The organism is Streptomyces canarius (assembly GCF_014650735.1).
GTDB lineage: Bacteria > Actinomycetota > Actinomycetes > Streptomycetales > Streptomycetaceae > Streptomyces > Streptomyces olivaceoviridis.
This window is the reverse complement of the sequence record NZ_BMVN01000005.1, coordinates 88,795-114,415: the sequence shown is the minus strand read 5'-3', so window position 1 is coordinate 114,415 and position 25,621 is coordinate 88,795. Positions and strand designations below refer to the sequence as shown.

General features: G+C 70.3%; 23 protein-coding genes and 2 pseudogenes. 17 read left to right on the top strand and 8 right to left on the bottom strand.

Annotation, left to right across the window (positions count from 1 at the left end; genetic code table 11):
• The first annotated feature begins 11 nt into the window (after nucleotides 1–11).
• Both menE and IE294_RS09475 read left to right on the top strand, forming a co-directional pair.
• Nucleotides 12–1,517: an o-succinylbenzoate--CoA ligase gene (gene menE, locus IE294_RS09480; RefSeq protein WP_189884263.1), complete on the top strand. Its 1,506-nt coding sequence runs from the start codon at nucleotides 12–14 to the stop codon at nucleotides 1,515–1,517.
• A 13-nt stretch (nucleotides 1,518–1,530) separates the two neighbouring features.
• A complete protein-coding gene (locus IE294_RS09475) occupies nucleotides 1,531–1,986 on the top strand; it encodes a MaoC family dehydratase (protein WP_189884261.1) in 456 nt (151 codons plus the stop codon).
• Between the two features lie 189 nt (nucleotides 1,987–2,175).
• Here IE294_RS09475 and IE294_RS09470 read toward each other — a convergent pair whose 3' ends face one another.
• From IE294_RS09470 to IE294_RS09460, 3 genes are read right to left on the bottom strand one after another with little or no spacing between them, the layout of a single operon-like run.
• Nucleotides 2,176–3,111, bottom strand: coding sequence for a PDR/VanB family oxidoreductase (locus IE294_RS09470; RefSeq protein ID WP_189884259.1), 936 nt, complete (start codon nucleotides 3,109–3,111; stop codon nucleotides 2,176–2,178).
• On the bottom strand, nucleotides 3,108–3,290 hold the full coding sequence (locus tag IE294_RS09465; protein ID WP_189884257.1) for a hypothetical protein: 183 nt from the start codon (nucleotides 3,288–3,290) through the stop codon (nucleotides 3,108–3,110). The genes IE294_RS09470 and IE294_RS09465 overlap by 4 nt, the downstream gene beginning before the upstream one ends.
• The gene (locus tag IE294_RS09460; protein ID WP_189884255.1) at nucleotides 3,287–4,351 is read right to left on the bottom strand and encodes an aromatic ring-hydroxylating dioxygenase subunit alpha; all 1,065 of its coding nucleotides are present in this window, start codon (nucleotides 4,349–4,351) and stop codon (nucleotides 3,287–3,289) included. Before IE294_RS09460 ends, IE294_RS09465 begins: the two co-directional genes overlap by 4 nt.
• Before the next feature lie 180 nt (nucleotides 4,352–4,531).
• Here IE294_RS09460 and IE294_RS09455 point away from each other — a divergent pair, with 180 nt between their 5' ends.
• Complete coding sequence (locus tag IE294_RS09455) at nucleotides 4,532–5,824, top strand: hypothetical protein (protein ID WP_229917080.1); 1,293 nt, start codon at nucleotides 4,532–4,534, stop codon at nucleotides 5,822–5,824.
• Between the two features lie 492 nt (nucleotides 5,825–6,316).
• Here the strand turns inward: IE294_RS09455 and IE294_RS09450 are convergent.
• Nucleotides 6,317–6,733: pseudogene (locus tag IE294_RS09450) on the bottom strand (PucR family transcriptional regulator); the annotation flags it as partial.
• A 239-nt stretch (nucleotides 6,734–6,972) separates the two neighbouring features.
• Here IE294_RS09450 and ctaD point away from each other — a divergent pair.
• The 6 genes and pseudogenes from ctaD (at nucleotide 6,973) to IE294_RS09420 (ending at nucleotide 12,108) form a co-directional block, all read left to right on the top strand.
• Nucleotides 6,973–8,664: an aa3-type cytochrome oxidase subunit I gene (gene ctaD / locus IE294_RS09445; RefSeq protein ID WP_189884253.1), complete on the top strand. Its 1,692-nt coding sequence runs from the start codon at nucleotides 6,973–6,975 to the stop codon at nucleotides 8,662–8,664.
• A gap of 3 nt (nucleotides 8,665–8,667) precedes the next feature.
• On the top strand, nucleotides 8,668–9,228 hold the full coding sequence (locus IE294_RS47410; protein ID WP_229917078.1) for a hypothetical protein: 561 nt from the start codon (nucleotides 8,668–8,670) through the stop codon (nucleotides 9,226–9,228).
• A gap of 54 nt (nucleotides 9,229–9,282) precedes the next feature.
• A pseudogene (locus IE294_RS09435) lies at nucleotides 9,283–9,507 on the top strand (hypothetical protein); the annotation flags it as partial.
• Between the two features lie 186 nt (nucleotides 9,508–9,693).
• The gene (locus IE294_RS48995) at nucleotides 9,694–9,819 is read left to right on the top strand and encodes a hypothetical protein (RefSeq protein ID WP_268252777.1); all 126 of its coding nucleotides are present in this window, start codon (nucleotides 9,694–9,696) and stop codon (nucleotides 9,817–9,819) included.
• A gap of 820 nt (nucleotides 9,820–10,639) precedes the next feature.
• The gene (locus tag IE294_RS09425) at nucleotides 10,640–11,023 is read left to right on the top strand and encodes a hypothetical protein (RefSeq protein WP_189884251.1); all 384 of its coding nucleotides are present in this window, start codon (nucleotides 10,640–10,642) and stop codon (nucleotides 11,021–11,023) included.
• A gap of 71 nt (nucleotides 11,024–11,094) precedes the next feature.
• Nucleotides 11,095–12,108 (top strand): YihY/virulence factor BrkB family protein, encoded by a 1,014-nt coding sequence (locus IE294_RS09420; RefSeq protein ID WP_229917077.1) that lies wholly within the window; start codon nucleotides 11,095–11,097, stop codon nucleotides 12,106–12,108.
• Nucleotides 12,109–12,300: 192 nt separating this feature from the next.
• On the opposite strand, the gene IE294_RS09415 is transcribed toward IE294_RS09420, so the two are convergent.
• On the bottom strand, nucleotides 12,301–13,326 hold the full coding sequence (locus tag IE294_RS09415) for an SLAC1 family transporter (RefSeq protein WP_189884247.1): 1,026 nt from the start codon (nucleotides 13,324–13,326) through the stop codon (nucleotides 12,301–12,303).
• Between the two features lie 432 nt (nucleotides 13,327–13,758).
• Between IE294_RS09415 and IE294_RS09410 the strand changes: the two genes are divergently transcribed.
• Both IE294_RS09410 and IE294_RS09405 read left to right on the top strand, forming a co-directional pair.
• Entirely contained in the window at nucleotides 13,759–14,898 is a 1,140-nt protein-coding gene (locus IE294_RS09410; RefSeq protein WP_229917076.1) for an L-dopachrome tautomerase-related protein, read from the top strand.
• A gap of 63 nt (nucleotides 14,899–14,961) precedes the next feature.
• Nucleotides 14,962–15,570, top strand: a complete 609-nt coding sequence (locus IE294_RS09405) for an ester cyclase (protein ID WP_189884245.1) — start codon at nucleotides 14,962–14,964, stop codon at nucleotides 15,568–15,570.
• A gap of 474 nt (nucleotides 15,571–16,044) precedes the next feature.
• Here IE294_RS09405 and IE294_RS09400 read toward each other — a convergent pair whose 3' ends face one another.
• Together IE294_RS09400 and IE294_RS09395 are read right to left on the bottom strand one after the other, a co-directional pair.
• Nucleotides 16,045–16,953 carry a DMT family transporter gene (locus tag IE294_RS09400; RefSeq protein WP_189884243.1) on the bottom strand — a complete coding sequence of 303 codons (909 nt, stop codon included), beginning with the start codon at nucleotides 16,951–16,953 and terminating at the stop codon, nucleotides 16,045–16,047.
• A 238-nt stretch (nucleotides 16,954–17,191) separates the two neighbouring features.
• A complete protein-coding gene (locus tag IE294_RS09395; RefSeq protein ID WP_189884241.1) occupies nucleotides 17,192–18,376 on the bottom strand; it encodes a pyridoxal phosphate-dependent aminotransferase in 1,185 nt (394 codons plus the stop codon).
• A gap of 725 nt (nucleotides 18,377–19,101) precedes the next feature.
• Here IE294_RS09395 and IE294_RS09390 point away from each other — a divergent pair.
• The 5 genes from IE294_RS09390 (at nucleotide 19,102) to IE294_RS09370 (ending at nucleotide 22,978) form a co-directional block, all read left to right on the top strand.
• Nucleotides 19,102–19,587, top strand: a complete 486-nt coding sequence (locus IE294_RS09390) for a DUF2975 domain-containing protein (protein WP_189884239.1) — start codon at nucleotides 19,102–19,104, stop codon at nucleotides 19,585–19,587.
• Entirely contained in the window at nucleotides 19,587–19,808 is a 222-nt protein-coding gene (locus tag IE294_RS09385; RefSeq protein WP_189820133.1) for a helix-turn-helix domain-containing protein, read from the top strand. Before IE294_RS09390 ends, IE294_RS09385 begins: the two co-directional genes overlap by 1 nt.
• 294 nt (nucleotides 19,809–20,102) lie before the next feature.
• Nucleotides 20,103–20,507: a RidA family protein gene (locus IE294_RS09380; RefSeq protein ID WP_189884236.1), complete on the top strand. Its 405-nt coding sequence runs from the start codon at nucleotides 20,103–20,105 to the stop codon at nucleotides 20,505–20,507.
• A gap of 267 nt (nucleotides 20,508–20,774) precedes the next feature.
• On the top strand, nucleotides 20,775–21,209 hold the full coding sequence (locus IE294_RS49615) for an LLM class flavin-dependent oxidoreductase (RefSeq protein ID WP_359833349.1): 435 nt from the start codon (nucleotides 20,775–20,777) through the stop codon (nucleotides 21,207–21,209).
• Nucleotides 21,210–22,342: 1,133 nt separating this feature from the next.
• On the top strand, nucleotides 22,343–22,978 hold the full coding sequence (locus IE294_RS09370) for a LysE family translocator (RefSeq protein WP_373315798.1): 636 nt from the start codon (nucleotides 22,343–22,345) through the stop codon (nucleotides 22,976–22,978).
• A gap of 145 nt (nucleotides 22,979–23,123) precedes the next feature.
• Here IE294_RS09370 and IE294_RS47405 read toward each other — a convergent pair whose 3' ends face one another.
• A complete protein-coding gene (locus IE294_RS47405) occupies nucleotides 23,124–23,846 on the bottom strand; it encodes a LuxR C-terminal-related transcriptional regulator (RefSeq protein WP_229917075.1) in 723 nt (240 codons plus the stop codon).
• Nucleotides 23,847–24,072: 226 nt separating this feature from the next.
• Here IE294_RS47405 and IE294_RS09360 point away from each other — a divergent pair, with 226 nt between their 5' ends.
• Nucleotides 24,073–25,620, top strand: coding sequence for a tryptophan halogenase family protein (locus tag IE294_RS09360; protein WP_189884235.1), 1,548 nt, complete (start codon nucleotides 24,073–24,075; stop codon nucleotides 25,618–25,620).
• Nucleotide 25,621: the final 1 nt, after the last annotated feature.

The window sequence follows — 25,621 nt, the reverse complement described above, 5'->3', positions numbered from 1 at the left end:
GGGGCCGTGAGATGCGCAACGAGGGACTGGGGTCGTGGCCCGCACGCCGGGCCCGCAAGACCCCGCACCGCACCGCCCTGATCCACGGCGACCGGAGCGTCACCTACGCCGAGCTGTACGAACGCACCACCCGCCTCGCGCACGCCCTGCGCGCCCGGGGAGTCCGCCCCGGCGACCGGATCGCCTACCTCGGCCCGAACCACCCCGCCTTCCTGGAGACGCTCTTCGCCGCGGGCACCCTCGGCGCGGTCTTCGTCCCGCTCAACATCCGCCTCGCCGAACCCGAGATCGCCTACCAGCTCGCCGACTCGGGCGCCAAGGCCCTCGTCCACGCGCCCTCGCCGGCCCCGCCGGCGGCCGGACTGCCGGGCAGCACCGATGGACGGACGTACGTCGAAGTGGGCGCCGCATACGAGGAGTTGCTGGCCGCCGCCAGCGACGAGCCGATCGACCAGCCCGTTCGCCTCGACGACACCTGCCTCATCATGTATACCTCGGGGACCACGGGCCGGCCCAAGGGCGCCATGCTCACGCACGGCAACCTGGTCTGGAACGCGTTCAACGTCCTTGTCGACCACGACCTGACCGCCGACGAACGCGCCCTGGTCTCGGCCCCGTTGTTCCACACGGCCGGGCTGAACATGCTCACCCTGCCCGTCCTGCTCAAGGGGGGCACCTGTGTCCTGGTGGAGTCCTTCGGCCCGGACGCCACCTTCGACCTGATCGAACGCCACCGGATCACCTTCATGTTCGGGGTGCCGACCATGTTCGACCAGGTGGCCCGGCATCCGCGCTGGGACGGGGCCGACCTGTCCAGCCTCCGCATCCTCACCTGCGGCGGCTCACCGGTCCCGACCCCGCTGATCGCCACGTACCAGGAGCGCGGGCTCACCTTCCTCCAGGGCTACGGCATGACGGAGGCCGCGCCCGGCACCCTCTTCCTGGACGCCGAGCACGCGGTCGGCAAGGCGGGTTCGGCCGGTGTGCCGCACTTCTTCAGCGACGTACGGGTGGTGCGGCCCGACCTCGCACCGGTCGACGTCGGCGAGACGGGCGAGGTCGTGGTGCGCGGCCCGCACGTCATGTCCGGCTACTGGGGACTGCCGGAGGAGACCGAGGCCGTCTTCGCCGACGGCTGGTTCCGCAGCGGGGACGCGGCCCGCGTCGACGAGGACGGGTACGTCTACATCGTCGACCGCATCAAGGACATGATCATCTCAGGCGGCGAGAACATCTACCCCGCCGAGATCGAGGACCAGCTCCTCGCCCACCCCGACATCGTCGAGTGCGCCGTCATCGGCGTGCCCGACGACAGGTGGGGCGAGGTGCCGCGCGCGGTCGTCGTCCCCCGCGAGGGCTCCACGCTCGACCCGGACGAGGTGATCGCCTCACTCTCCGGTCGGCTGGCCAAGTACAAGATCCCCCAGTCGGTGGTGATCGCGGACGCCCTCCCGCGCACCGCCTCCGGAAAGCTCCTCAAATCCCGTGTCCGCTCCCGGTACGGCACCACCTCCTAGACAAGGACCACAGATGAGCATCACCGTCAACGGCCTCGACGAACTCAAGAAGCTCGCCGGCAGCGACCTCGGCACCAGCGCGTGGATCGAGGTCACCCAGGAGCGGATCGACACCTTCGCCGACGCCACGGGCGACCACCAGTGGATCCACGTCGACCCGGAAAGGGCGAAGGACGGCCCGTTCGGCGCGCCCATCGCCCACGGCTTTCTCACCCTCTCCCTCTTCATCCCGCTCTTCACCGAGCTGCTGGAGGTCGAGGGCGTGTCGACGAAGGTCAACTACGGTCTGGACAGGGTGCGTTTCCCGGCCCCGGTGAAGGTCGGCTCCCGTATCCGGCTGGTCGCGAAGCTCGCCTCGGTGGAGGACGTGCCGGACGGGGTGCAGATCGCCGTGGACGGCACGATGGAGATCGACGGCGGCGGAAAGCCCGCGGCCGTCCTGCGGAGCCTGTCGCGGTTCTACGTCTGAGCGGGAGGACTCCGTCCCGGGCCTGGGGTGCTCTGCCCGAGGCAGTGCGCTGGGCGCACGTCGCCGCCCCGGCTGCCTTGCCCCGGCGGCGGGAGACAACGGTGACAGCGCACAGGGGAGTCCTCCTCGCGCCCCGCCGCAGCCCGGTTCGGCGACGTGGAGGCGTACCTCTCGTGACCAGAGGGTCCATCACAGATCGAGCACCAACCGCCCGCCCCGGCACCGGGACACGCAGATCATCATGGTCTCGCCGGACTCCCGCTCCTCGTCCGTCAGGACCGAGTCCCGGTGCTCCGGCGCGCCCTCCAGGACGTCGGTCTCGCAGGTGCCGCAGGTGCCCTCGGCGCAGGAGTAGAGCACCTCGACGCCTGCGGCACGCACGGTGTCGAGGATCGACACCCGCGGCGGGACGGTGAGCGTACGGCCGCTCCGCCCCAGGACGACCTCGAACGCGCGGTCGTCTCCGGCGGGTTGCTCCTTGGGCCGGAACCGCTCGACGCGCAGCGCCCCGGCCGGGCAGCGCTCCTCGACCGCGTCCAGCAGCGGGTCCGGGCCACAGCAGTAGACGAGCGTGCCGTCGGGCAGGCCGTCCAGCACCGGGGCCAGGTCCAGCAGCCCGGTCTCGTCCTGCGGGGCGACCGTGACCCGGTCCCCGTACCGCTCCAGCTCCGCGGTGAACGCCATGGAGCGGCGGGTGCGTCCGCCGTACAGCAGGGTCCACTCGGCGCCCGCCGCCTCGGCCGCGGCGAGCATCGGCAGGACGGGCGTGATGCCGATGCCGCCCGCGATGAACCGGTAGCGCGGGGAGGGGTGCAGGGCGAAGTGGTTGCGCGGCCCCCGCACCCGTATCTCGTCGCCCTCGCGCAGCCGCTCGTGGACGTACGCCGAGCCTCCCCGCCCGTCGGCCTCGCGGAGTACGGCGATCCGCCACCGGTGCCGGTCCGCGGGATCGCCGCACAGTGAGTACTGCCGCTCAAGGCCCGGGCCGAGCAGGACGTCGACATGGGCGCCCGGCTCCCAGGCCGGCAGCTCCTCGCCCAGCGGATGGCGCAGGGTGAGGGTGAGCACGCCCTCGGCCGCCGACTCGCGGCGGTCGACGACGAGTTCGGCTTCGTACACGGTCATGAGGTGGTTCCTCCGGGCTGGTGTCCTTCGGGGTGCGCGAGCATCCACTCCCACATCCGCACCGGGTCGTCGGCGGTGTTCTCGGCGCCGCAGTGGCAGGTGCCGTGCAGGACGTCGGTGCCGGGGAGCCAGTCGACGCGGTAGACCTCGCGGCTCACGGCGGCGGACGGCGTGCTCACCGGACCTTCTCCACCGGCTTGTCGCCCTCCTCGACCAGACGGGCGAGGATGCGGCGGGCGGCGAGACCACCGGTGTCGATGTTGATGCTCAGCTCCTGGTAGCCGGCCGGCTCGGTGCCGAGTGTCTTCTGCAACAGGTTGAGCGCGTCGACGTCCTGCATGACGACCGTGTGGTTGAAGTCGTGCAGGAACGTGGTGACTTCCTCGTCGTCCTTCGCGAAGTCCCGGGAGACGGCCCAGAAGTCGAACACCTTGCCGTCGGTGGACGGGGTGATCGCATAGGTGATTTCGGTGTGGAAGCCGTTCGGGTCGGTGCCGTCCGGCTCGGGCAGCACGCCGGCCGGCGCGATCCGGCTGTGCAGCAGGTAGAGGCAGGGCGCGTGGTACTCGATGTCCTGCCAGCGGGTGATACGGCCCTCGATACCGGTGGAGCGGGCGTAGAAGGGCGGGCACTCGGCGTCGTCCATGTGCCGGCTGACCCGCACGATGCCGGCGCCCTCGTCGACCTCGGTGGTGATCGGCGTCTCGGCGACCTCCGGGGTGCCGATGTAGCCGCCGTGCAGATACGTCTCGTGGGAGAGGTCGAGGAGGTTGTCCACCAGCAGGCCGTAGTCGGCGTCGATCGGCTCCATGCCGCGCACCGTGACCCAGTCCGGGGAGTCCAGGTGCCGGGCCCGCGGAACGGTCCCCGCGTCGGCGAGCGCCGGGTCGCCGATCCACACCCACACCAGCGAGTCCTGCTCGACGACCGGGTACGAGGCGACCCGGGCCGTGCGCGGGACGCGCTTCTGCCCCGGCACGTACACGCAGGCGCCCGTCGTGTCGTAGGTGAAGCCGTGGTAGCCGCACACGATGCGGTCCCCGTCGAGCCGGCTCTCCGACAGGGGGAAGCGGCGGTGGACACAGCGGTCGGCCAGGGCGACCGCGGTGCCGTCGTCCTCGGCACGGTAGAGGACGAGCGGCTCACCGAGGATCGTGCGGCCGAGCAACTCGCGCCCGACCTCGTGACTGTAGGCGGCGACGTACCACTGGTTCCTTGCGAAGGCGGTCGTGTGAGGCATGGGGGTCGGCTCCCGTCTCTCGTGGTGGCGCCATCGTCGGGAGAGCCTCCACAGGGGCGCAATACGGCTTCCGCCCCACGGAAGAGGCGATCCGCGAAGGCGCCCGCCACCTTGCTCCCGGGCTGGCGGTCCTGCCCAATCCGTATGTTAATGACGGCTGCTGATGTAGCGTCAGCGCGCATGAACAGAATCATGTGCGGGACGAACCGCCGGTGGATCGGGGCGGTCGGCGCGTTCCTGGCCCTGCTGCTCTCGGCGGTCACCCTGTCCGTGGCTCATCCGGCGGCAGCCGCCTCCGTCCTGGCCCCGATCGACCCCAGCGGGTTCACGATGCGGGCGGGGGACTTCACGAACCGCGGCGCCGCGATCCAGCAGATCGAGGCGTCGGGAAGCGTCTCCGTGCGCACCTCGCCCGACCAGGTGCTCGCCGACGGCGGTCACGCCGGGCGGGCGGCACTGTGCCACAGCACCAACCTCGACGGCTCACTGAAGTACGACGGCTTCTGCTGGGACCAGGCCGATGACACCTCCGCCGTCTGGACGCCCCAGGGACTGACCGGTTCGCACGACGCCCAGCCGAACGGGACCTGGAACGGCCACTACCTCTACATCGCCTCCTGGCACTACACCGACAACGACTACGCGCGGATCACCATCGCGGAGTCGACCGGCACCTCGGTCACCTACCAGCACGTGCTTCTCGTCGACCCGTACTCCACCGGCAGCGGCTCCACCTTCCGCCCGGTGGGCGGGGCCGGTGACCGGTCCGGGACGGACGTGCTGAGCGGTCATGCGGACGGTGTCACCTGGTACGGCAACAAGCTCTTCGTCGCCACCGGGCACCAGATGCAGGTCTACGACCTGCGACACCTGTGGAAGATGAGTGACACCTCCACCGACCAGGTCGGCATCCTGGGCAACGGCAAGTCCTCGGCCCGCTACCACAACTGGGCGCTGCCCATGGTCGGCATCTACTTCACCGGCACCACGGGTGACCCCTGCGACGCCACGCGGCCGTGCCTGACCTCGCTCAGCCTGGACCGGACGTCCTCACCGGACGCCCTGGTCACCTCGCAGATCGCCACCAAGGGCGGTGGGCCGCTGATCCGCTGGCCGCTGAACGCGAGCACGGCGCTCCCGGACACCGACACCGCGAACGACTACACCGGCACGGTCACGGCGACCGGTGCCTACACCGTGCCGATCTGGAAGGTACAGGGAGCCGCCACGGACGGCACCTCTTACTACTTCAGCGGCGAGTGCCCCGAGACGGCGGGCACCACCGACTCCGACGTGCCGTACTGCATCCACCGGGCGCTGCCGGGCGCCGCGCCGCACGTCCTCACCCATGCCCCGCCGCTGACCCAGAACCTCTCCTACGCCCCGTCGTCCGGGCGCCTGTGGGGGCTCAACGAGCGGGAGAACACCACCACCGGGAAGCGGGTGGTCTTCTCCCTGGTGCCGTCCGCCTGAGGACCGCCGGATCACCGTGTCCGGGACGGCCAGTTCCGGACGCGGTCCTCACTTCCGGCAGCCGAGGACGGTGATCGTGCCGGACTCGGTGCGGTGTCGGTCGTGGCAGCGGAGCATCGGCTGACGGACCCCCACCCATCGCCTTCGCCGGCATGGCCCTGCCGAACGACGCTCCAGTGGCACCGCACCCCGCGAGTCCGGACTCGCCGAGATCGGAACTTCCCCCGAGTACGCGTGGGAAGAAACGCCTGTTCGGAAACCCGGCCGCGTGGATCAACTCTCCGGCAGCGGACTCCCCGGGCGCGATGGCGCGGTCAGCCGGCACCACGCGGACCGGCGACTGCTCCGAGCCGGGGCACCCCGATGCCCGGCCGCCCGCTCCGCCCCCCGTCCCCAGTGACCTCACCAGCGCGGGGCGGTGGCCGTCGGCGGGTTCGGCGGCCGTGGCACCGGCCGGGCCGATGCGCGAAGCGACCGCCCGGTCGCCTCACACTCCTTGGCGGGCCAGTCCAGGAGCCGGGCGCCGATGGTCACGGTCCGGAGCATGTAGCGGTGGGCCGGGTCCGCGGGGTCGGCGCCGGTGAGCTGATGGACGCGTTCCAGGCGGTAGGTCATGGCCCGCACGCTCAGGGACAGGCGGCGGGCCGCCTCGGCGGCGACGCAGCCGGAGTCGAAGGAGACGGTGAGGGTGTCGAGGAGGGGCTGGGCGGCGCCGCGGGCGGTCGTCAGCGGACCGAGGGTGCCGAGGACGAGGTCGGCCATAGCCTGGCGGTCGCGGGCGAGGACCGGATGGACGAGCAGGTCGGCGGCGTGCAGGAGAGGGTCGTCCAGGCCGAGACGCTCGGCCGTGTCGAGCGCGTTCAGTGCCGCTTCGCAGGACTGGACCACCCCGCCGGGGCCGGGCTGGGGCGTCCGATGGCGACTCGGCGGACACCGGCGCCCCGCTGGAGACGCTGCGCGTGGGCCGCCTGAGCGGTCGGGGACGTTCGACCCCGTCCGACGGCCGACCGGGGGCTGTTCGGCCCTATCCCGCGGGGGTGCCCCTCCGACGATCATGAGGCGGCGGCCGGGAAGAGGCCAGGTCCATACCCGCAGCACGGCACTTCCCGGCTCGTCGTCGACAAGGCAGAAGGGGAGGACACCGACCGGTGGACCAGGCACAGACACACAAGGCGGGGACCGCGCGGCCGAGTGCCGGGGTCACCGGGGCCGCGGAGACGCCCCGACGGGCCGCACGGCCGACGTGGACGGAGTGGCTGACGACCACCGACCACAAGAAGATCGGGACGATGTACCTGGTCACCGCGTTCGCCTTCTTCATCGTCGGCGGTGTGATGGCGCTGCTGATGCGCGCGGAGCTGGCCCGGCCCGGCCTTCAGCTCATGTCGCAGGAGCAGTTCAACCAGGCGTTCACCATGCACGGCTCGATCATGCTGCTGATGTTCGCGATGCCGCTGTTCACCGGGTTCGCCAACTGGATCATGCCGTTGCAGATCGGTGCGCCCGACGTCGCGTTCCCCCGCCTGAACATGCTCGCCTACTGGCTCTTCCTGTTCGGTTCGGCGATCGCGGCGCTCGGCTTCCTCACCCCGGGCGGCGCCGCCGACTTCGGCTGGTTCCTGTACGCGCCGCTGTCGGACGCCGTCCACTCGCCCGGGCTCGGCGCCGACCTGTGGATCATGGGGGTGGCACTGTCCGGTTTCGGCTCGATCCTGGGCGCGGTCAACTTCATCACCACGATCGTCTGCATGCGGGCGCCGGGCATGACGATGTTCCGGATGCCGATCTTCACCTGGAACGTACTGCTGACCGCTCTGCTGGTCCTGATCGTCTTCCCGGTGCTGGCGGCGGCGCTGTTCGCGCTGGAGACGGACCGCAAGTTCGGCGCCCACGTCTTCGACGCGGCCAACGGCGGAGCCCTGCTGTGGCAGCACCTGTTCTGGTTCTTCGGGCATCCGGAGGTCTACATCCTGGCGTTGCCGTTCTTCGGCATAGTCTCCGAGGTCATCCCGGTCTTCGCCCGCAAGCCGATGTTCGGCTACATGGGTCTGATCGCGGCGACGATCGCGATCGCGGGCCTGAGCGTGACGGTGTGGGCGCACCACATGTACGTCACCGGCGGCGTCCTGCTGCCGTTCTTCTCCTTCATGACGTTCCTCATCGCGGTGCCGACGGGCGTGAAGTTCTTCAACTGGATCGGCACGATGTGGAAGGGCTCGCTGTCCTTCGAGACGCCCATGCTGTGGACCGTCGGCTTCCTGATCACCTTCCTTTTCGGCGGCCTCACCGGCGTGATACTGGCGTCCCCGCCGATGGACTTCCACCTCTCCGACTCGTACTTCGTCGTCGCGCACTTCCACTACACGGTCTTCGGTACGGTCGTGTACGCGATGTTCGCCGGATTCCACTTCTGGTGGCCCAAGTTCACCGGCAAGATGCTCGACGAGCGCCTCGGGAAGATCACCTTCTGGACGCTCACGGTCGGATTCCACACCACGTTCCTGGTCCAGCACTGGCTGGGCGCCGAGGGCATGCCCCGCCGCTACGCCGACTACCTGGCAGCCGACGGCTTCACCGCCCTCAACACCGTCTCCTCGATCGGTTCGTTCCTGCTCGGTCTGTCGATCCTCCCGTTCTTCTACAACGTCTGGAAGACCGCGAGGTACGGCAAGCCCGTCCGGGCCGACGACCCCTGGGGCTACGGCCGTTCGCTGGAGTGGGCGACCTCGTGCCCGCCGCCCCGCCACAACTTCGTCTCGCTGCCCCGCATCCGCAGCGAGTCCCCGGCCTTCGACCTGCACCACCCGGAGATCGCCGGACTCGAAGAGGCGGCGAGGTAGGCCATGCCCCACGCCGTCCTCGCCCTCGGAGCCGCCACGGTCACCGCGGCGGGCTGTGTCTGGTACCTGCCGGCCCTCGCCGACCTGCGCGCGGGAGCCGACCGGCCGCCGGCCCACCGCAAGGCCGCGGAGGCCTGCCTCAGCGGCTGGGCCACCACCGGGATCGTCGCGCTGCTGCTGCTCGTCTGTGAAAAGTGGTGGGCACCTTCCGGCGCGGCGCTGGCCGGTTCCGCCGTCACGGTGGGCCTCAGGGCACGCGCGGCAGCTCAGCGCCGCCGTGACCTGCGCGAGGCCGCCCACGAGTGGGGGGAACTCGGCCGCGACAGAAGGCCATTCGACACCGGACGTGCGCGGAACGTCGTCGCCTTGCTCCTCGGTGCCGGGCCGGCTGCCGCCGTGGGCGCGGCGGCCCTCGGGGCGGTCGCGGAGCGCGAGGGCGGCGTGGACCGGTGGACGGTCGCGGCCGTGCCCACCGCGGTGGTCGTGCTGTTTCTCACCCTCGCGGTCGTTCACGGACGGGTGGTCCGGCACCGACGCGCCGACCCAAGTGGCCGCCGTCCGTGACGACGCGCAGGCAGAGATGGCGAGAGGGGCCGTCCCGGCCGAGGGAACACCATCCTGCGGGCGGGGCAGGCCCTGGAGCGGGTGCTGCTGACCGCGACCGCGCACGGGGTGCGCACCTCGATGCTGCACCAGGCGATGGAGTGGCCGGATCTGCGGGCGGCGGCCTGCCTGCCGCAGCGGCGCTGCTGCCCCCAGGTGCTGATCCGATTCGGCTACGGGCCGGACGGTGGCCGCACACCGCGTGCCCCCGCGGGGACCACCCGGCACCGCGGAGACTGAGCGAACCCCACCGGGTGGTTCTGCACAGGTGACCTCAGTCGGGCCGACTCGTGCGGCAGGGGCCGCCGTGTCGCGGGGACGGGAAGGAGCCCGCGGCACGCCGCGTCCGTCAGTGCCGCTCGTGCCCCTGATTCCCTGCCCGGCGAGCCGGGGCCCCTTCACACGACGGGCCCGCGGGAGACGCGCATGGAGTGGTCGGTCTCGCTGGTAGGGGTCGCGCTGGTCATGGCCGCCCTGCGAGACCTGTTCCACACCCTCTGGCACCCCACCCGCCACGCCGGCTTGAGCCGTCTCGTCATGACCGGGCTGTGAAGACCGCCCGGTGCCTGCGCGCTCGCGGACGGGTGGTCGGGTTCGCCGGCCCACTCGCCACGGTGGCGGTGGTCGGTCTCCGGGCCGCCGTCATCATCCTGGGCCGGGCGATCATCCACCGGCCCCACATGCCGGAGGCTTTCACGCGCACGCCTGGTTCCAGGGCCGCGCAGCAGCCGGCCCACTCGACTCCGTCCACCTGTCACTCGTCACCGTCGCCACCCCGGGGCCGGGTGACATCACACCGGCCGGCCATGCCTCTGCCCCCGCCCAGCGCGGGCGGACCGCGCGGCGGCCCGACGTCCGACTGACCGGCGACTTGCTCGCCAGCGCACGGGACGACCTCGCTGGCATCCTCGACCGGCGTCTCCTCCACACGGGCGGGCCATCGACGGCGGTCGTCGCCACCTACGCCGCTGACCACGGGCGCAGCCTCACACGATCCTGGAGTGGCCCCGACCGCCGGGGTGGCCGATCGACCCGTACCGCCGGGCTCGGGGCCGACGGCCTCGGCTGCCGCCGGTGTGCGTTGTCGTGATCGCGTGGCGTGTTTCGGCGCGGGTACCCAGACACGGCATGCGGTCGGATTCTCGACGGACTGGCAGGTGAGTTCCTCGGAGCCCCACAGAGCCCCTGGGTGAGCCCCGCGTGCGAGTGGATCACACACCATCGGACCGACATCAGGGCCGGGCTGAGGGAACGGATGTGGCATCCGCCCCGTACACGTTGCTGTCACTGACAGCGTGCAGACGACCGAGGAGTTGATTCCCATGCCGCCGGCTGAATCGCTTCCTCACCTCCTTCCGGGAGGCGAGACGGGATGAGGAAGCGCAGGAAGAAGCGGATGCCCGCGGTCCGTCTGGAGCTGTGTGACGTCTGCGGGGCGACGTTCCCGGAAGACGAGGCCGTGCGCGGATACGTACCCGACTCCTCGTCCGTGAGTCTTCGGAACGACTGGTTCGACGGCCTGCGGATCATCACGGCGTGCAGCACCGGGCACTTCGCCGTGCTGAGGAAGACCTACCAGCGCCGGCCTTTCACAGAGGAGGAACTCTGGGCGGCGAAAGTCAACCGCGCCCTGAGCAGTGGCACGCCGGCTCTCACGCTCGGAGAGCTGGCGTGCCGAACCGGCTTGGACGAGACGGAGATCAGGCGCGCCATCGCCTGGCACAACGAACACGGCGGGTGGGGGACGGTGCAATGACGACGTTCTCATCGGACGGATCTCGTCCGATTCCGTCGCGGTCCAGCGCGTCGACGCGGCGAGCGCGGGCCTTGAGGTTCCTCAAGCGCGCCGACGGCTTCCAGAGACGGCACCGCTGGGTGGGGCTCCCGGTGGCCGTCGTGTACAAGTTCTACGACGATCAGGCCGCCTACCTCGCGGCCCTCCTCACCTACTACGGCTTCCTCTCACTCTTCCCGCTGCTCCTGATCCTCATCGCCGTCCTGAGCACCTTCCTCAGCGACGATCCCGCTCTGCGCCAGCGGATCATGGACTCGGCGCTGGGCGAGTTCCCGGTGATCGGGGACCAGCTCGGGCACAACATCCACTCCTTCCACAGCAGTGGGGTCGCGCTGGCCGTGGGCATCGCGGGCAGCCTCTACGGTTCTCTCGGCGTGGCACAGGCCGCGCAGTACGCCCTCAACAAGATCTGGGCGGTCCCCCGGCACGCACGCCCCGACCCGTTCCGTTCGCGACTGAAGGGCCTGCTGTTCCTGCTGCTCCTCGCCGTCGGACTGGGCGCGTTCACCCTGCTGTCGGTCGCGGCTTCGCAGACCTATGTGTTCGGCGCGACGCTGAAGGGCGGGACCTGGATCGGCGCCACCGTGGCGTCCGTGTGCCTGAACGCCGTCCTGCTCCTCCTGGGGTACCGGCTGCTGACGCACCGGCCGCTCCCGCTGCGCCGGCTGGCCGGCGTCGCGCTGGGTGGAGCCTGTGCCTGGCAGGCAGTGCAGTGGGCGGGCTCCTACTACGTCACTCACGTCCTGCGCGGCGCAACCGCGACCTACGGCATGTTCGGCATCGTCCTGGGCCTGCTCGCCTGGCTCTACATCGGGGCGCTGATCTTCGTCACGGCGGCCGAGGTGGCGTCCGTTCGGGTGATGCAGCTGTGGCCGCGCAGCCTGCTGACGCCGTTCACGGACCGGGTGCACCTGAGCCCGGCGGACCGCCGGGCCTACAGCTCGTACGCCGCCACCGAGGCGTTCAAGGGGTTCCAGAAGATCGACGTTCGCTTCGACCAGCCACCGAAGCCCCTGCACGAGGAACCGCCGGACGATGCCTCCTAGGCAAGCCCGCTCGCCAAGAGGAACTGCTGCCCGGCGACCTCGGGACCCTGTGCCGTACACCTGCTGAACGGTTTGTACGACGCGCGCCGGCGTGGCCTCGTTCTCGGCGCTGTCGGTACAGCGAGCCGCCACTCGGCCGAGCTGTCCGAAGGGGCGTTCGCAGGGATCAGTAGGCTGCCTCGCGGCGGCGCTTCAGCAGGCTGCCGTCGCCGGGTGCGCGGTGCGGCCGGTGTGGTGACGGCGCGTCCGGCGGAAGGGGACCAGGGCCAGGGAGCGGACCGCGACGGCTCCGATGACACCGGTGGCGACGGCGACCACGCCCCAGCCCACCGGGGCGCTCCACGTCGCTCCGGTGAGGGACAGCAGCCGGATCCCGTAGGTCGCACTCGCCGCGGTGGTGAAGGTCAGGGCCCAGAAACCGAGGGTGAAGGGAAGCCGCAGATAGTCCTTCACGAGGAAGAGGTGGGGCAGGAGCAGGGCGGCCATCGTGCCGAGCAGGATCTCGTGGACCGTACCGGGCCGGCCCCCGGTGATCACCCACCAGGCGTTGCCCGCGACGGCCGGCGGCGCCGAGAAGATCGCCAGGGTCGGCAGCAGCGGCCTCGGGAGTTCGGGACCGGTCGCGAAGCGGACCAGCAGCAGGCTCCCGACCAGCAGCCAGAACAGGATGCCCGCGGCGAACAACACCTTCGCCGCACCGGGGTGACCGATCGTCGCGACGGATTGGGCCGAGATCAGGGACGCCGCGACCGTGGGCAGCAGATGGCCGCCGTGCAGCGTCGCCGGGTCGCGCGGCACGGTCAGCAGCCTGGCGACGAACCACGCGCCGAAGCCGGCGCTGAGGGCCAGCACGGCCCACACCAGCCCCTTCCCCATCTGGGGGAACGACACGGCGAGCCGGGCCGACATCAGCGAGGCGGCGACGGGCACGAGGGCCGCGAACGGGCCGAGAACAGGATGGCGCAGATCGTCGGCGACCTCGTGCGGCCTGAGCCCGGCCGCGGCGTACCGGAGCACGGTCACCAGCCACGCGGTCGCGGCCACCAGCCAGAGGGCGGTCCCGATCACCCGCGGCGCCCCCAGTGCGGCGGCGGCCGTCCAGGTCCCCGCCAGCCCGGACAGGCCGAAGGAGATGCCGAAGGTGTTGAGCGGAAGCCGGGCCCGTGCGGGTCGCGCGGTGCCGGCGGACCGGCCCGTGCGGGAGGTGGATGCGGACATCGGGACTCCAGTGATGCGTCGAGCGGGCAGTGCCACCAGGGCACGGCCGGCCAGGGACGGTTGACGTCCTGTTTCCGAGGACGCTCCGATCTTGCACTCCTGCCGTCACATGAGTCCAAGGAATGATTTTCATCATGCCGATAGGTCCAGTGCATGAGGTGCCCCGGGGGCAACGTCATGCATGAAACCTATGGAAGCCAGCACATCCAGTCATTGGAATCATCACGCCTTTCGTACCAGAGTGATGCGCGGCCCCACCGGCGTCAGTCATTCGACGGAAGCACGCGGACGGGGACCGTTGTGCACTGATGTGCGGAATGCAACCCGAGGTGACCTTCTTCGCGAAGGCCCCAGCACAGTTGGGAGCCAGTCCTTATGCGTACCCCCGATCCCGCTTCGACGACGGGTCCGGACCGGCGTACGGTGCTCGCCGTGCCACTCGCCGTGGGCGCGGCCCTGGCGGTCGGCACCGGGCAGGCGGAGGCCGCCCCGCGGCCGGGCAGCGGCGCCCCGCAGGCGCACCCGCACGCGCCGCGGTTGGAGACGGTGGCCACGTTCGACGGTGCGATGCCGACCGGTGTCACGGTCTCACGTGGTGGCCGCGTGTTCGTGAACTTCCCCCGGTGGGGCGACGACGTGCCGTTCACCGTGGCGGAGATCCGGCACGGCAAGCCCGTCGCCTACCCGGACCGGGAGATCAACACCCCTGACACGGCCGCCCCGGAGCGGCACTTCCTGGGCGTGCAGAGCGTCGTCGTCGACGCCGCCGACCGGCTGTGGGTGGTCGACACCGGCCGGGTGGAGTGGGCCGACGCGCCGTACGGCGGGCCCAAGCTGGTGGCCGTCGACCTGGCCACCGACAAGGTGGTGCGCACGATCGTCTTCCCCGCCTCGGTGGCCGGTCCGCGCAGCTTCGTCAACGACGTGCGCTTCGACCTGGTCCACGGCTTCGCGTATCTCACCGACGCCACACCGGACGGCCCCAACGGGCTGATCGTCGTGAACCTGGCCACGGGCGAGTCGTGGCGGCGCCTGGACGACACCCCGTCGACGCTGCCGGCGCCGGGCTTCGTGCCGACGATCGACGGCCGGCCGATGCTGAACCGTCCGGACGGCACGTCCGCGGGCACGCCCATCGGCATCGGTGTGGACGGAATCGCGCTGAGCCCCGACGGTGAGTGGCTGTACTACTGCCCGCTGTCCAGCCGGCGACTGTACGGGGTGCGCACACGCGATCTCACCCGTCTCCGGAAGACCGCCATCGAGGTGCACGACCTCGGTGCGAAGGGGATGTCCGACGGTCTGGAGACCGACCGTGCGGGACGCGTGTACGCCGGTGACATCGAGCGCAAGGCGATCGTCCGCCGCGACACCGACGGCAGCTACCACACGCTGGTGCAGGACGAGCGGCTCAGCTGGCCCGACACGTTCTCCATCGGCTACGACCACAAGCTCTACGTCGTCGCCAATCAGCTCAACCGCCAGGCCGCCTACAACGGCGGCACAGACCTCCGGCGCAAGCCGTACGTGCTGTACCGCCTGCCCATCGGCAGCGGACCGGCACGCCGCTGACCCGAGCCGGCTCCGGCCGGGCTCCTCCTCCCGCAACCGATCGACCGAAAGGCGGATTCCCGCATGTCCCGCAAGTTCACTCGTGCCGCCGTGGCGGCCTCCGTCGCCGCCGCCGTTGCGGCCGGCACCGCGCTCGCCGCGCAGCCGTCCGTCGCCGAGGACCGGCAGCGGACCGGCTCCCACGCCTGGCCCTGGAAGCTGGTCGACGGCTCGCCCGACCTGGTGAGGCCGGCGGCGCTGACGGTGGACCGCTCGATCGGTGAGCGCCGGGCGGTGCTTGAGGTGCGTCTCGCGCAGCAGCTGTACACCTTCTGGAACACGGGCGAGGAGAAGTACCTCGACGCGTCGGTCAGCCCGGACTTCGTGGACAACACCCTGCCGCCCGGTCGGCCGCAGGGCCCCGAAGGCCCGGTGTTCGCCTCGCGGAACTTCCGCGCCGCCGTGCCCGACCTGACGTGCGAACTGGCCGACCTGCTGATCACCGGTGACAAGATCACCGCTCGGCTCGTCTTCCGGGGCCACTTCACCGGCACCTTCGACGGAGTCCAGGGCAAGGGCCAGAAGGTGGACTTCAACGCCATCGACATCCAGCACGTCGGCGAGCGGCAGATCGTCGAGGACTGGCACATCGAGGACAACCAGACCCTGCTGTCCCAGCTCGGCGTCGACTGACCGACCGTCCGCACCGACCCCCGCCACGCGGTCGTGCCTCCGGCCGTCCACCGGGCGCGGTACCGGACCGACCGGTGCCTTCCGGGCACGGGCGCCCTGGGCACCACGTTCGGTGGCGGGGCGTGCCGCACATGCCGGCGCCCACGGTGCTCGGGGGAGCGGCGGCGAAGGTTTCCGGTCACGGCACTGGTCGCACGTGATCGTGTGCGGCGGTCAACCGCACGTGTGACCCGCGGGCACGGCTCGGAAGGTACCGCCCCTCCCGTTCGTTCCGCGTCCGCTGTGATACGCGTGCCGGCCCGGAGTCCGCGGCCGGGTGTTCGGCGAGCCCCGGTCTCACCGCTGCCGGAACGCGTACGCGACAGGCCGTGGAACCGGCTTTCAGGACCCTCCCGGGCGCGCCGGACCCACGGTGCCTGCACGGTCGGTAGTGGACGTGTCCCCACGTGCCCCTTCGGTCCAGCACGCCGGCCGTCACATGAGGGCTGCGGCGCGCTGACCCACCTCCTGGTCCCCGTCCCGCTCCTCCTGGTTGACGCACTTGGCCAGGCACCGAGTGCGGGAGAGCGTGAAGACGCCGTACGCCAGGAGCGCCAGACCGGCGAGGGCCGGCACGAGCCACAGCCCCTGCCGGGGCGACTCGGCGTACAACGTCACACCCAGAACGAAGCTGACCGCGGCGTCGCCCAGGGTCAGGGCCGGCTGGGAGGCGATCAGCGGCCCGCCCTGCATGGCGTACCCGAGCAACACGATGGAGAGCGATCCCGCGACGGCGAAGCCGTACGTCTGCCAGGCGAGGAGGAAACCGGCCGCTCCGTCACGGGACAGGACGTCCATGGCGGACTTCACCAGGGCCGCCGTGAGCGCGTTGCCGATGGCCGCCGCGGCTGCCAGACAGGCGGCCCTGGCCAGACCGGGCGGCCGGCGCAGGCCGAGGAGGGCCAGTGCCGCCTCCACCGCGGCGACGACGGCGATCGTCGGTGGCCACCACGGGCCGGGCACCTGGTCGCGTCCGCCCGTGGGGGCGGCCGAGAACAGGAAGACCGCCAGCCCCGCGAAGATGCAGAGCACGCACCACCACGCCTTGCCGGACACCTGCACCCGGAAGACGAAGCTGCCGAACAGCAGGGCCATCGGCAGCTCCAGGATGAAGACCGGCTGCACCGTCGCCAGTGATCCGGCGTTCAGGGCCAGGGCCTGGAAGAGGGCCGAGAGCGTCACTCCGAGGATGCCGCCGAGCCACGCCGGTCTGTGCAGCAGACCGGCGAGGAGCCGGAGGGGTGATCGCGAGGCGGGGACGCTGCCGGCGGCACGCCGTTGCAGGACGGTTCCCCATGCGTTGCTTCCCGCGGCGAGCACGGCAAAGACGATCGCCAGCATCATGTCCGATGGCACCGCTTCCGGTTGTCGTGCGCGTTCGGTGAGGACGGAGCGTCGCCGTACGGCCGACGAGCGAGGTGTTCTGGGCGGTTTCCTGCTCCTTCGCGCGGAAACACCCGGGTCAGTCTAGTCCCGGCCGTTCCGGTCGGCCCGCGCTCCGGTGCCGCCGCCCGGCCGGGTCCGGCGGAGCCGGTGCGTCGTCCTCCAAGCGGCGCCGGGGCCGCCCTCCGTTCCTGAGATGTCATCCGAGCGTGTCCACCAGCGTGCCGAGGCGGGCGATCCCCTCGCGCAGTTCGTCCGCCGCCGCGGCGCAGGAGAGCCGGACATGGGTGTCCGCCGTGCGGGCGCCGAAGTCCCTGCCGGGGGTCAGGGCGACGTGTGCCTCGTGCAGGGCCCGCTCGCAGAACTCCCAGGAGGTGAGCCCGGTGCCGCTGACGTCGAAGTACACGTAGAACGCGCCGTCGGGGCGCACGGGCACCGGCAGGCCGATGCCTTCCAGTCCCTCGACGGCGAGGGCGCGGCGCCGGACGAACTCCTCGCGGCGCGCCTCGCAGACCGCGAGCGACTCACGGGTGAAGCAGGCCAGCGCGGCCTGCTGGGCGGGCGCCGACGCGCACAGGAAGTAGTTCTGGGCGAGGCGTTCCATCACGGGTACGTACGTCTCCGGGACGACACACCAGCCGAGCCGCCAGCCGGTCATGCCGAAGTACTTCGAGAAACTGTTGACGACCACGGCGTCGGGGTCGGACGCCAGCACGCTCGCCGGCGGGCGGCCGTGCTCGTCGTGGTCGCCCAGGTCCAGGTAGATCTCGTCGACCAGGCGCCACGCGCCGCGCTCGCGGGCCGTGCCGCAGATCGCGGCCAGCTCGGCGGCCGGCACGGACGTACCGGTCGGGTTGGACGGTGTGGCGACCATCACTCCGCGGGTCCGGTCCGTCCAGTGCGACCGCACGGACGCGGCGTCCAGTTGGAAGCGGCCGGCGGCGGTGGTGGGCACCAGGACGGCCCGCGCGCCGAAGCTCTCCATGATCTGGCGGTTGCACGGGTACGACGGGTCCGCGATGAGGACCTCGTCCCCGGGGTCGACGAGGGCGGCGGCGGCCAGGACCAGGGCGGCCGAGGCACCGGCGGTCACCACGATCCGGCCGGGATCGACCGGCACCCCGTGCACGTCACGGTAGAAACGGGCGATGGCCTGCCGCAGCGCGGGCAGACCGAGGGCGGGCGTGTACGGCAGGGGTCTTCCGTCCATGGCCTCACGCATGGCCTCCAGGACGGCCGGGGGCGCGCCGAAGTCGGGTTCGCCGAGGCTGAGCTTAACGACGTGGTGCCCTTGGGCCTCCAGCGCGGCGGCGTGCTTGCCGAACTCCATGGCGTAGAAGGGCGCGACGGCTCGCGCGCGGCGCGAGATGCGCGGGGTGTCCATACGGTGCCTCCGGCGTGAGAGCGGGCCCCCGCGTCCCGGCGGACGGGACGGCCGGGAATCCCGGTGCCGTGGTGCCCGCGGCGGTGAGGACGGCACCTCACCCCGGACCGTCCCGATGCTGGTCGTCCAGCATATGCGGGTCACGGAGGGAGGCACGGAGGGGACGTACCGGGGCAGGTGCGGATGAACCCTCCACGGTGCGTCCCCTGCCTCCGGCGGGGGACTGCCGTCACGCTTCCCCGGTGATCCGCCTCCGGCACGGACGCTCCGTCCGCGCGCACCCACACACTCGGAGACGGCGGCGCCCGCCGCACTCACCGCTGTCCTGGTCGTGGCATTCTCCGGCCTCTCCGGCACTTTGCCCGATGTCCTGCTCCGATCCGGTGGCAGCGCTTCCCGACGTGGTGCACACACGCTGCTCGAACTCGTGAGCGAAGCCGCCGCACGCCGAGCGACTGAGGGCCGCGACGGCTGCCGGCCGTGCCGACCTCGCCATCGGCCGCCCACCGGCCGACCCGTACTCCTGGAGTTCGACGCCGGGCGTCAGCGCTTGGGTCGTTCGTGTCCGCTCACCCGCAGGCAGGGCTCAGGACGGTCGCCGCGGGTGCCGCACCGGCGCCGCCGCTGGAACGTTGCGGATCCACCGCCCAGCCCTCCGTCCCAGCCGTTGTCTGACCTATCGAAATTCGATAGATTTCCATCGCAACTCGATGGAAGGACGGGTCATGGGAAAGCTGACAGTGCGTGCGCTGCGGGCCGTGTTGGTGGTGGTGCTCACCGGCACCGTGTTCGTACAGGCATTGATGGTGTGGGCCTTGGCCACCGACCCGGAGGACGGGTCACTCCCGCTGACCCCGCTGCGTCTGATCACGATCCTGGGCATGGTGACGGCCCAGGTCGCCCTGGGCTGCGTATGGCGGCTGGTGACGATGGTCCGACGCGGAACCGTGTTCTCCCAAGCCGCCTTCCGGTACGTGGACGGCGTGATCGGCGCGATCGTGGCGGCTGCACTCGTGTGGTTCGCGGTCACCGTCCTCAATGCGCCGGGCCAGCGGGACGACCCGGGCGTCACCGTCATCATGGGCGGGGTCGGCGTGGCCATCCTGGGGGTCGCGCTCATCGTGCTCGTGCTGCGGATGCTGCTTGCCCAGGCCGTCGCGCGCGACGTCGAAGCGGCACGGATGCAGGCCGAGCTGGACGAGGTGATCTGATGCCGATCGTCGTGGACATCGACGTGATGCTGGCCAGGCGGAAGATGTCCGTGGGCGACCTCGCGAACCGTGTAGGGATCACGCCCGCCAACCTGGCGGTACTCAAGAACGGCCGTGCCAAGGCGGTACGGTTCGCGACGCTCGCCGCGCTCTGCGAGGTGCTTGAGTGCCAGCCGGGTGACCTGCTCCGCTGGGAGGCCGAGGACGTCGCGGACGAGTGAACCGTCCCTGCCCGCGCGTCCTCGCAGGTCCCGCCGGTCTTTGACCAACTCCGCGACCATGAACGCCCTCATAAGACACAGCTCGCCCGCGTTCGCTTCGCGTACCTCATCCGTCCCTCGGGTCGTGCGGGCAACTTCGTCCAGGTGACCCAGCTCTTCGAACCGACTGGTGCACGCACAGGACAGTTCGGCTTCGCTGCCGAACAAGAATCGCCTGCGATGGACGTGTAACTTCCCTCATGACAGGGGCTTTCGGTAACTGACGGTTCCCCGTGCCGTCTCAAGGAGTGCGTCATGACTTTGCAAGCGAAGGCGTTCGGTTTTGGTATGCCGTGGGAGTCGTCTTACGGTTACAGTCAGGCCATGCAGGTCGGTGACACGGTTTACGTGTCTGGGCAGCTGTCCCATGACCGTGACGGCAACTTCGTGGGCGCAGGTGACTTCGAACTGCAAGTCCGAACCACGCTGGAGAATCTGGACCTGGTCCTGAAGCAGTTCGGGGCCGCACGCAGCCAGGTAGTGGAAACGACAGTGCTGGTGAGGAACTTGCGGGAGAACTTCGACACGACGGCACGCCTCCACGCGGAGTACTTCGGGGAGCACCGGCCCGCCAGCACGGTCATGGGCATTTCCGACCTGGCACTGCCGGACCAACTCGTGGAGATCGGCGCGCTCGTGCGTCTCGACGTGAAGCCATAGGCGGGAGACTGGCCTGATTCCTTCAGCTGTCTCATCGGGCCGTCACCTTCGCGGCGCGTTGGGACGGCGGCTGTGCGAGGTGAAGCCAGCGGGTCTCGGTGTCAACCGACGCGACGATCGTGTCGCCGTCAACGGCGGCGCGTCGACTCGAAGGGCGCGTGGCAACCATGTCCGACCAGTGCCTCCCCTCCGTGACATAAGGATGGGCAGCCCCTCGAAGGGTGGACGCTGCCGAGCGCCCTGGCCGCCAGGACCCAGCGGCTGCGCATGGGCTTGCTCGTGACGTGCAATCACGTCCGACCGCCCGCCGTCCTCGGCGAAATCGCCACGACAGTGGACGTGATCGTCGGCGAGAACCCGGCCGTCGCTGAGTACGCCGCCTACGGCCTCTCACTCGTCCCGCCCGCCGAAGGCATCGCCCGCCTGAAGGAGGCCATCACCATCCTCCGCGGCATCTGGACGCGGGACGTCTTCGGCTTCCACGGGCGCTACTACACCCTGACCGGCAACCACAACGAGCCGGAACCTGTCCAGCGGCCAGGCCCCGCCCCCGCCGATCGGCGGCTGAGGAAACGGGACGCTCCGCCTGGTCGCCGAGCAGGCCGACATCCGGAACATCCCCGGACCGCCGCGCAACACGCTGGACTCCATCACCGAGCGCAGTGCCGTTCTGGACGACCACCGCGCGGCCATCGCCCGTGATCCGCGGACGATCACCCGCTCCGTTCAGCGCATCGTCTCCTACGACGACCCGATCGCCGACCGCAAGGCCATCGCGGAGCTCATCGCCGCAGGCCTGACGCACATCGTGCTGAGCCTGTGGGGCCCCTGCCCTCCTCAGGCCTCGCAGCGCCCAGGTCAGATACCCGTGCGCCCGACGGGGCGATCCGTGCGTCGTCCGGGCGGCCGGGGAATGCCCGGCGGGTGGGTGTGGTTGCAGGGGGTGTGGTGGTGAAGGGGACAGTGTCCCCGGGCCTCACCTATTGCCTGCGGGGACGATCGTTCGGCTGAAGCCCCGCAGAGCCTTTCGCCGCGTAGGCGACCACCCCTTCACCACCACACACGTCAAGGCAGTTCAGTCCCGGCCGATGGCCACGTCGGCCGGGACTGAACTGCCAGACGAACGTGATCAGCCCAAGGCTGCCCTGCGACGCCGGCTCGGTTGGCAAGTCGAGCGGATCCCCACAAGGACCCCAACAAGGACCCCAGTACACGGGGCAATGAGCCCACCTCGCACAGCACTCGCCTCAGCAAGGCACTCACGGCAGCCCGAACCGCGAAGCAGCAGTCACCCGCCGCGACCGCACTCCCCGCAGGCGCCGGATCAGCTCCCGCCGACTGGTTCGCCGCCCCCCGGGCTCGGGCCGCCCTGCGCCGCGCCGCGACGGCGTCGAGGCCGCCCTGCGCCGCACGGCGGGACGCGCCTCACCGTCGGCCTCACCCACGGCCCGCCGGGCGGCGCCGCACATCCCCGGCGTTTCCTGCCGGAGCCACCCGCGCTCCGCCAGCCGGCTTGGCCTTCGAGCGCACGCCCGGCCGCCCCCCACTCCACCGACATTCCCAGCACCGACGCCACCGCGCGCCCCTCGCTCATGCAGTGGACGCAAGGCGCCGCATGCCTCCCTCACTCCCCGGGGCCCTGTAGCCGCCCCTGGTCCGAGGTGGGCGACCTTGGCCGGATCGAGGCGCTCGCGCCGCGGCCGGTGCGATCCCTGGCGTGATGGAGCAGTGCGCGGTGGCCAAGACCAGGCTGAGAAGAACTGAGTAGTGCCGGCACAGTTCACTGATTTCCTCGAACCACAGGGCGATGAGGGCGGGGCGCGTATCCTGTGCTGGTGATCGGATTAGATCGTCTGGCTGTCTTCCTGACTGTGGTGACCGTGCTGATCTCCGTGCCGGGGCCGAGCGTCCTGTTCGTGGTGAGCCGGGGGGTGGCGCTGGGGCGACGGGCCGCCGTATCCACTGCGGTGGGGAATGAGGCAGGTCTCCTCGTCCAGGTCGTACTGGTGGCGTTCGGGCTGGGGGAGGTACTCGCGCGATCCCTCCTGGTCTTCTCGGTCCTGAAGTTCGCCGGCGCTCTCTACCTCGTCTATCTCGGTGTTCAGGCATGGCGGCACCGCAAACTGCTGATGGTGGAGGAGCAGGCCGAGGCGTCGGCCGGCCGGCCGGGACGGGTCTTCCGGGAAGGCTTCATCGTCGGGGTGAGCAATCCCAAGGGCTTGCTGATCTTTGGCGCGGTGCTGCCGCAGTTCGTCGACTCCTCGGCGGGGAATGTCCGGGTGCAGCTGTTGCTGCTGGGTTTGATCTGCGTCCTGATCGCGTTGGTTTCCGACGCGACATGGGGCCTTCTCGCGGGAACGGCCCGCAATTGGCTTGCCAGGTCACCGCGTCGGCTGTCGTGGATCGGTGGAGCGTCGGGAGTGGTGATGGTCGGACTGGGAATCCGGCTGGCGTTCAGCGGACGCGAATGAGGGAGGCGGGGGACCGACCCGCCGACCTGATGTCAGGCGCGCAGCAATCCGCCGGCCGGAGAGTCGATGGCATACGGTCGGCGATCCGGCCGCCGGGGTCCCGGGCGCCGGGAGCGGTCCGCCCCAGCTGACACGTTCGACCACATCACCGCGGCCATTCACCTCGGGTGATGCCCAATTCGTAGGCGACCGCGACCGCGCTGGCCCGATTCCGCAGGCCGAGCTTGACCAGCAGATTCTGTACGTGTGTCTTGACCGTGCTCTCGCTGACCACCAGTTCTCCGGCGATCTCGGCGTTCTTCATGCCGCGCGCCAGGAGTTTGAGGACTTGTCGCTCGCGGAGCGTGAGCAGGTCGAGGGCTGTATGGCGGACGGACTTCCTGCGCGGCAGCCTGTTGTCAGGCTCCTCCTGGTCAGGTATACCGATCCGGTACCCTCCGGAGACGAGCCTGATGGCGGACACCAGGAATTCCGGTTCTTCCCAGGCCAGCACCACACCCCCGGCGCCTAGTTTGTCAGCATCCGCGCGGATGGGATCGTTCGCATCGTTGGTCACCAGCAGCATGCGCGAGACACCGGAACCGGAGTAGTGGACAGCCCGGTGCATCAGGTCCACCACGTTGATGGACCGGCATGCGGTGTTGATGATGAGCACGTCCAACGAGGAGTTGAGGGTGGCTTCGAGTGCCGTCGGGCTGTCCCGGGCGCTGCCGACAAGGGTGAGGTCGGGGTACTCCCGCAGAACATGCGCAAGCCCGGCGTGCACCAGGCTCGAATCATCGATCAGGAAGATCCGTAATGGTTCCGGCTTCTCACCGCCGGCCAAGTCGCTCGACGCTGGGTTCCGGTCGGATCGAACTTCGTCCACGAGCCCCCCTGCACCGCGAGTAGCGGCTACGGACAGAGTCGAACAACGCCTCATCTAATCCCACGGCCGCGACCCAGAGCACACGATTTCTTGCCACATTCAGCTGGCACATGCAGAAAGGGGGAGAGCCGGTCACTTCGGCCTAGTCCGTTCGGCTCCTGGCCTGCCGTGATCCGTCCGATCTACCGAAGACACCACCCGGAGATCACGCCTAGAGTCACCAGCCATGACACAGAGCGTGGTGATCCTGGGTGGTGGAACGGCTGGGTGGATGACCGCTTCCTACCTGCGGGCGGCCTTCGCGGACAGAGTCGACATCACTGTGGTGGAGTCCCGGCGGATCGGCACCATCGGGGTGGGCGAGGCCACCTTCAGCACCGTCCGCCACTTCTTCGACTATCTCGGTCTCAGCGAGGCCGACTGGATGCCGGAGTGCAACGGCACGTACAAGCTGGCGGTGCGCCTGGAGAACTGGCGGGCGCCCGGCACGTACTTCTACCACCCCTTCGAACGGATGCGGGTCGTCGACGGGGTGCCACTCACCGACTGGTGGCAGAAAGTCGGCGGGACGGGCCGCTTCGACCGGGACTGCTTCCTCATACCCTGGCTCTGCGACGCGAAGGCGTCCCCCAGGTACCTGGACCACCGGCTCTTCGAGCAGGACTTCGACGAGGACCCCGACCGGCCGCTCTACCGGACCACGCTCGCCGAACAGAACACCCAGTTCCCCTACGCCTACCACTTCGACGCCTCGCTCCTCGCCGACTTCCTGTGCCGCTACGCCGTCGGACGCGGCGTCCACCGGATCATCGACGACGTCGTGGACGTGCGCCTCGACGAGCGGGGCTGGATCGACGGTCTCGTCACCCGCGAGCACGGAGACCTGACCGCGGACCTCTACGTCGACTGCTCCGGCTTCCGCAGCCGGCTGCTCGGCGACGCACTCGGCGAGCCCTTCATCTCCTTCCAGGACTCCCTCCCCAATGACCGCGCGGTGGCTCTGCGGGTCCCCGTCGACACCGCCGTGCGGGGCATCAGGCCGTGCACCACGGCCACCGCTCAGGACGCCGGATGGATCTGGACGATCCCGCTCTACGACAGGATCGGCACCGGATACGTCTACGCCGCCGACTACTGCGAGCCGGAGGAGGCCGAACGCGTCCTGCGCGACTTCGTCGGGCCCGCCGCCGCGGACCTGGAGGCCAACCACATCCGGATGCGGATCGGCCGTTCCCACCGGGCCTGGGTCAACAACTGCGTGGGCATCGGACTCTCCGCCGGCTTCGTCGAACCGTTGCAGTCGACCGGCATCTTCCTCATCCAGCACGCGATCGAACAACTCGTCAGGTACTTCCCCGGCACGGACAGGGACCCGGTGCTGCGCGACACCTACAACCTCAGCGCAGCCCGGACCATCGAGGGCGTCCGGGAGTTCCTGATCCTGCACTACCGGGGCGCCGCGCGCGTGGACAACGACTACTGGCGCGACGCGAAGAAGCGCGCGGTACCCGAGGACATGGCCGTGCGCATGGAGCAATGGCAGAGCAAACTGCCCGACAACGACACCACCTACCCCTATTACCACGCCTTCGAGCCCTACAGCTACGTCTGCATGGCCCTCGGCCTCGGAGGCATCCCGCTGCGCCACCCGCCCGCGCTGGACCTGCTCGACACCCGTGCGGCGCGGGCCGAGCTGGCCCGGGTCCGGGAACAGGCGCGCAAGCTGGTCGACACGCTGCCCAGCCAAGTGGAGTACCTCTCGGGGCTGCGCTGAT

Coding starts and splice junctions, on each gene's coding strand:
- menE (WP_189884263.1), top strand. CDS start 12: ATGCGCAACGAGGGACTGGGGTCGTGGCCCGCACGCCGGGCCCGCAAG.
- IE294_RS09475 (WP_189884261.1), top strand. CDS start 1,531: ATGAGCATCACCGTCAACGGCCTCGACGAACTCAAGAAGCTCGCCGGC.
- IE294_RS09470 (WP_189884259.1), bottom strand. CDS start 3,111: ATGACCGTGTACGAAGCCGAACTCGTCGTCGACCGCCGCGAGTCGGCG.
- IE294_RS09460 (WP_189884255.1), bottom strand. CDS start 4,351: ATGCCTCACACGACCGCCTTCGCAAGGAACCAGTGGTACGTCGCCGCC.
- IE294_RS09455 (WP_229917080.1), top strand. CDS start 4,532: ATGAACAGAATCATGTGCGGGACGAACCGCCGGTGGATCGGGGCGGTC.
- IE294_RS47410 (WP_229917078.1), top strand. CDS start 8,668: ATGCCCCACGCCGTCCTCGCCCTCGGAGCCGCCACGGTCACCGCGGCG.
- IE294_RS48995 (WP_268252777.1), top strand. CDS start 9,694: ATGGAGTGGTCGGTCTCGCTGGTAGGGGTCGCGCTGGTCATGGCCGCC.
- IE294_RS09425 (WP_189884251.1), top strand. CDS start 10,640: ATGAGGAAGCGCAGGAAGAAGCGGATGCCCGCGGTCCGTCTGGAGCTG.
- IE294_RS09415 (WP_189884247.1), bottom strand. CDS start 13,326: ATGTCCGCATCCACCTCCCGCACGGGCCGGTCCGCCGGCACCGCGCGA.
- IE294_RS09405 (WP_189884245.1), top strand. CDS start 14,962: ATGTCCCGCAAGTTCACTCGTGCCGCCGTGGCGGCCTCCGTCGCCGCC.
- IE294_RS09400 (WP_189884243.1), bottom strand. CDS start 16,953: ATGATGCTGGCGATCGTCTTTGCCGTGCTCGCCGCGGGAAGCAACGCA.
- IE294_RS09395 (WP_189884241.1), bottom strand. CDS start 18,376: ATGGACACCCCGCGCATCTCGCGCCGCGCGCGAGCCGTCGCGCCCTTC.
- IE294_RS09390 (WP_189884239.1), top strand. CDS start 19,102: ATGGGAAAGCTGACAGTGCGTGCGCTGCGGGCCGTGTTGGTGGTGGTG.
- IE294_RS09385 (WP_189820133.1), top strand. CDS start 19,587: ATGCCGATCGTCGTGGACATCGACGTGATGCTGGCCAGGCGGAAGATG.
- IE294_RS09380 (WP_189884236.1), top strand. CDS start 20,103: ATGACTTTGCAAGCGAAGGCGTTCGGTTTTGGTATGCCGTGGGAGTCG.
- IE294_RS49615 (WP_359833349.1), top strand. CDS start 20,775: ATGGGCTTGCTCGTGACGTGCAATCACGTCCGACCGCCCGCCGTCCTC.
- IE294_RS09360 (WP_189884235.1), top strand. CDS start 24,073: ATGACACAGAGCGTGGTGATCCTGGGTGGTGGAACGGCTGGGTGGATG.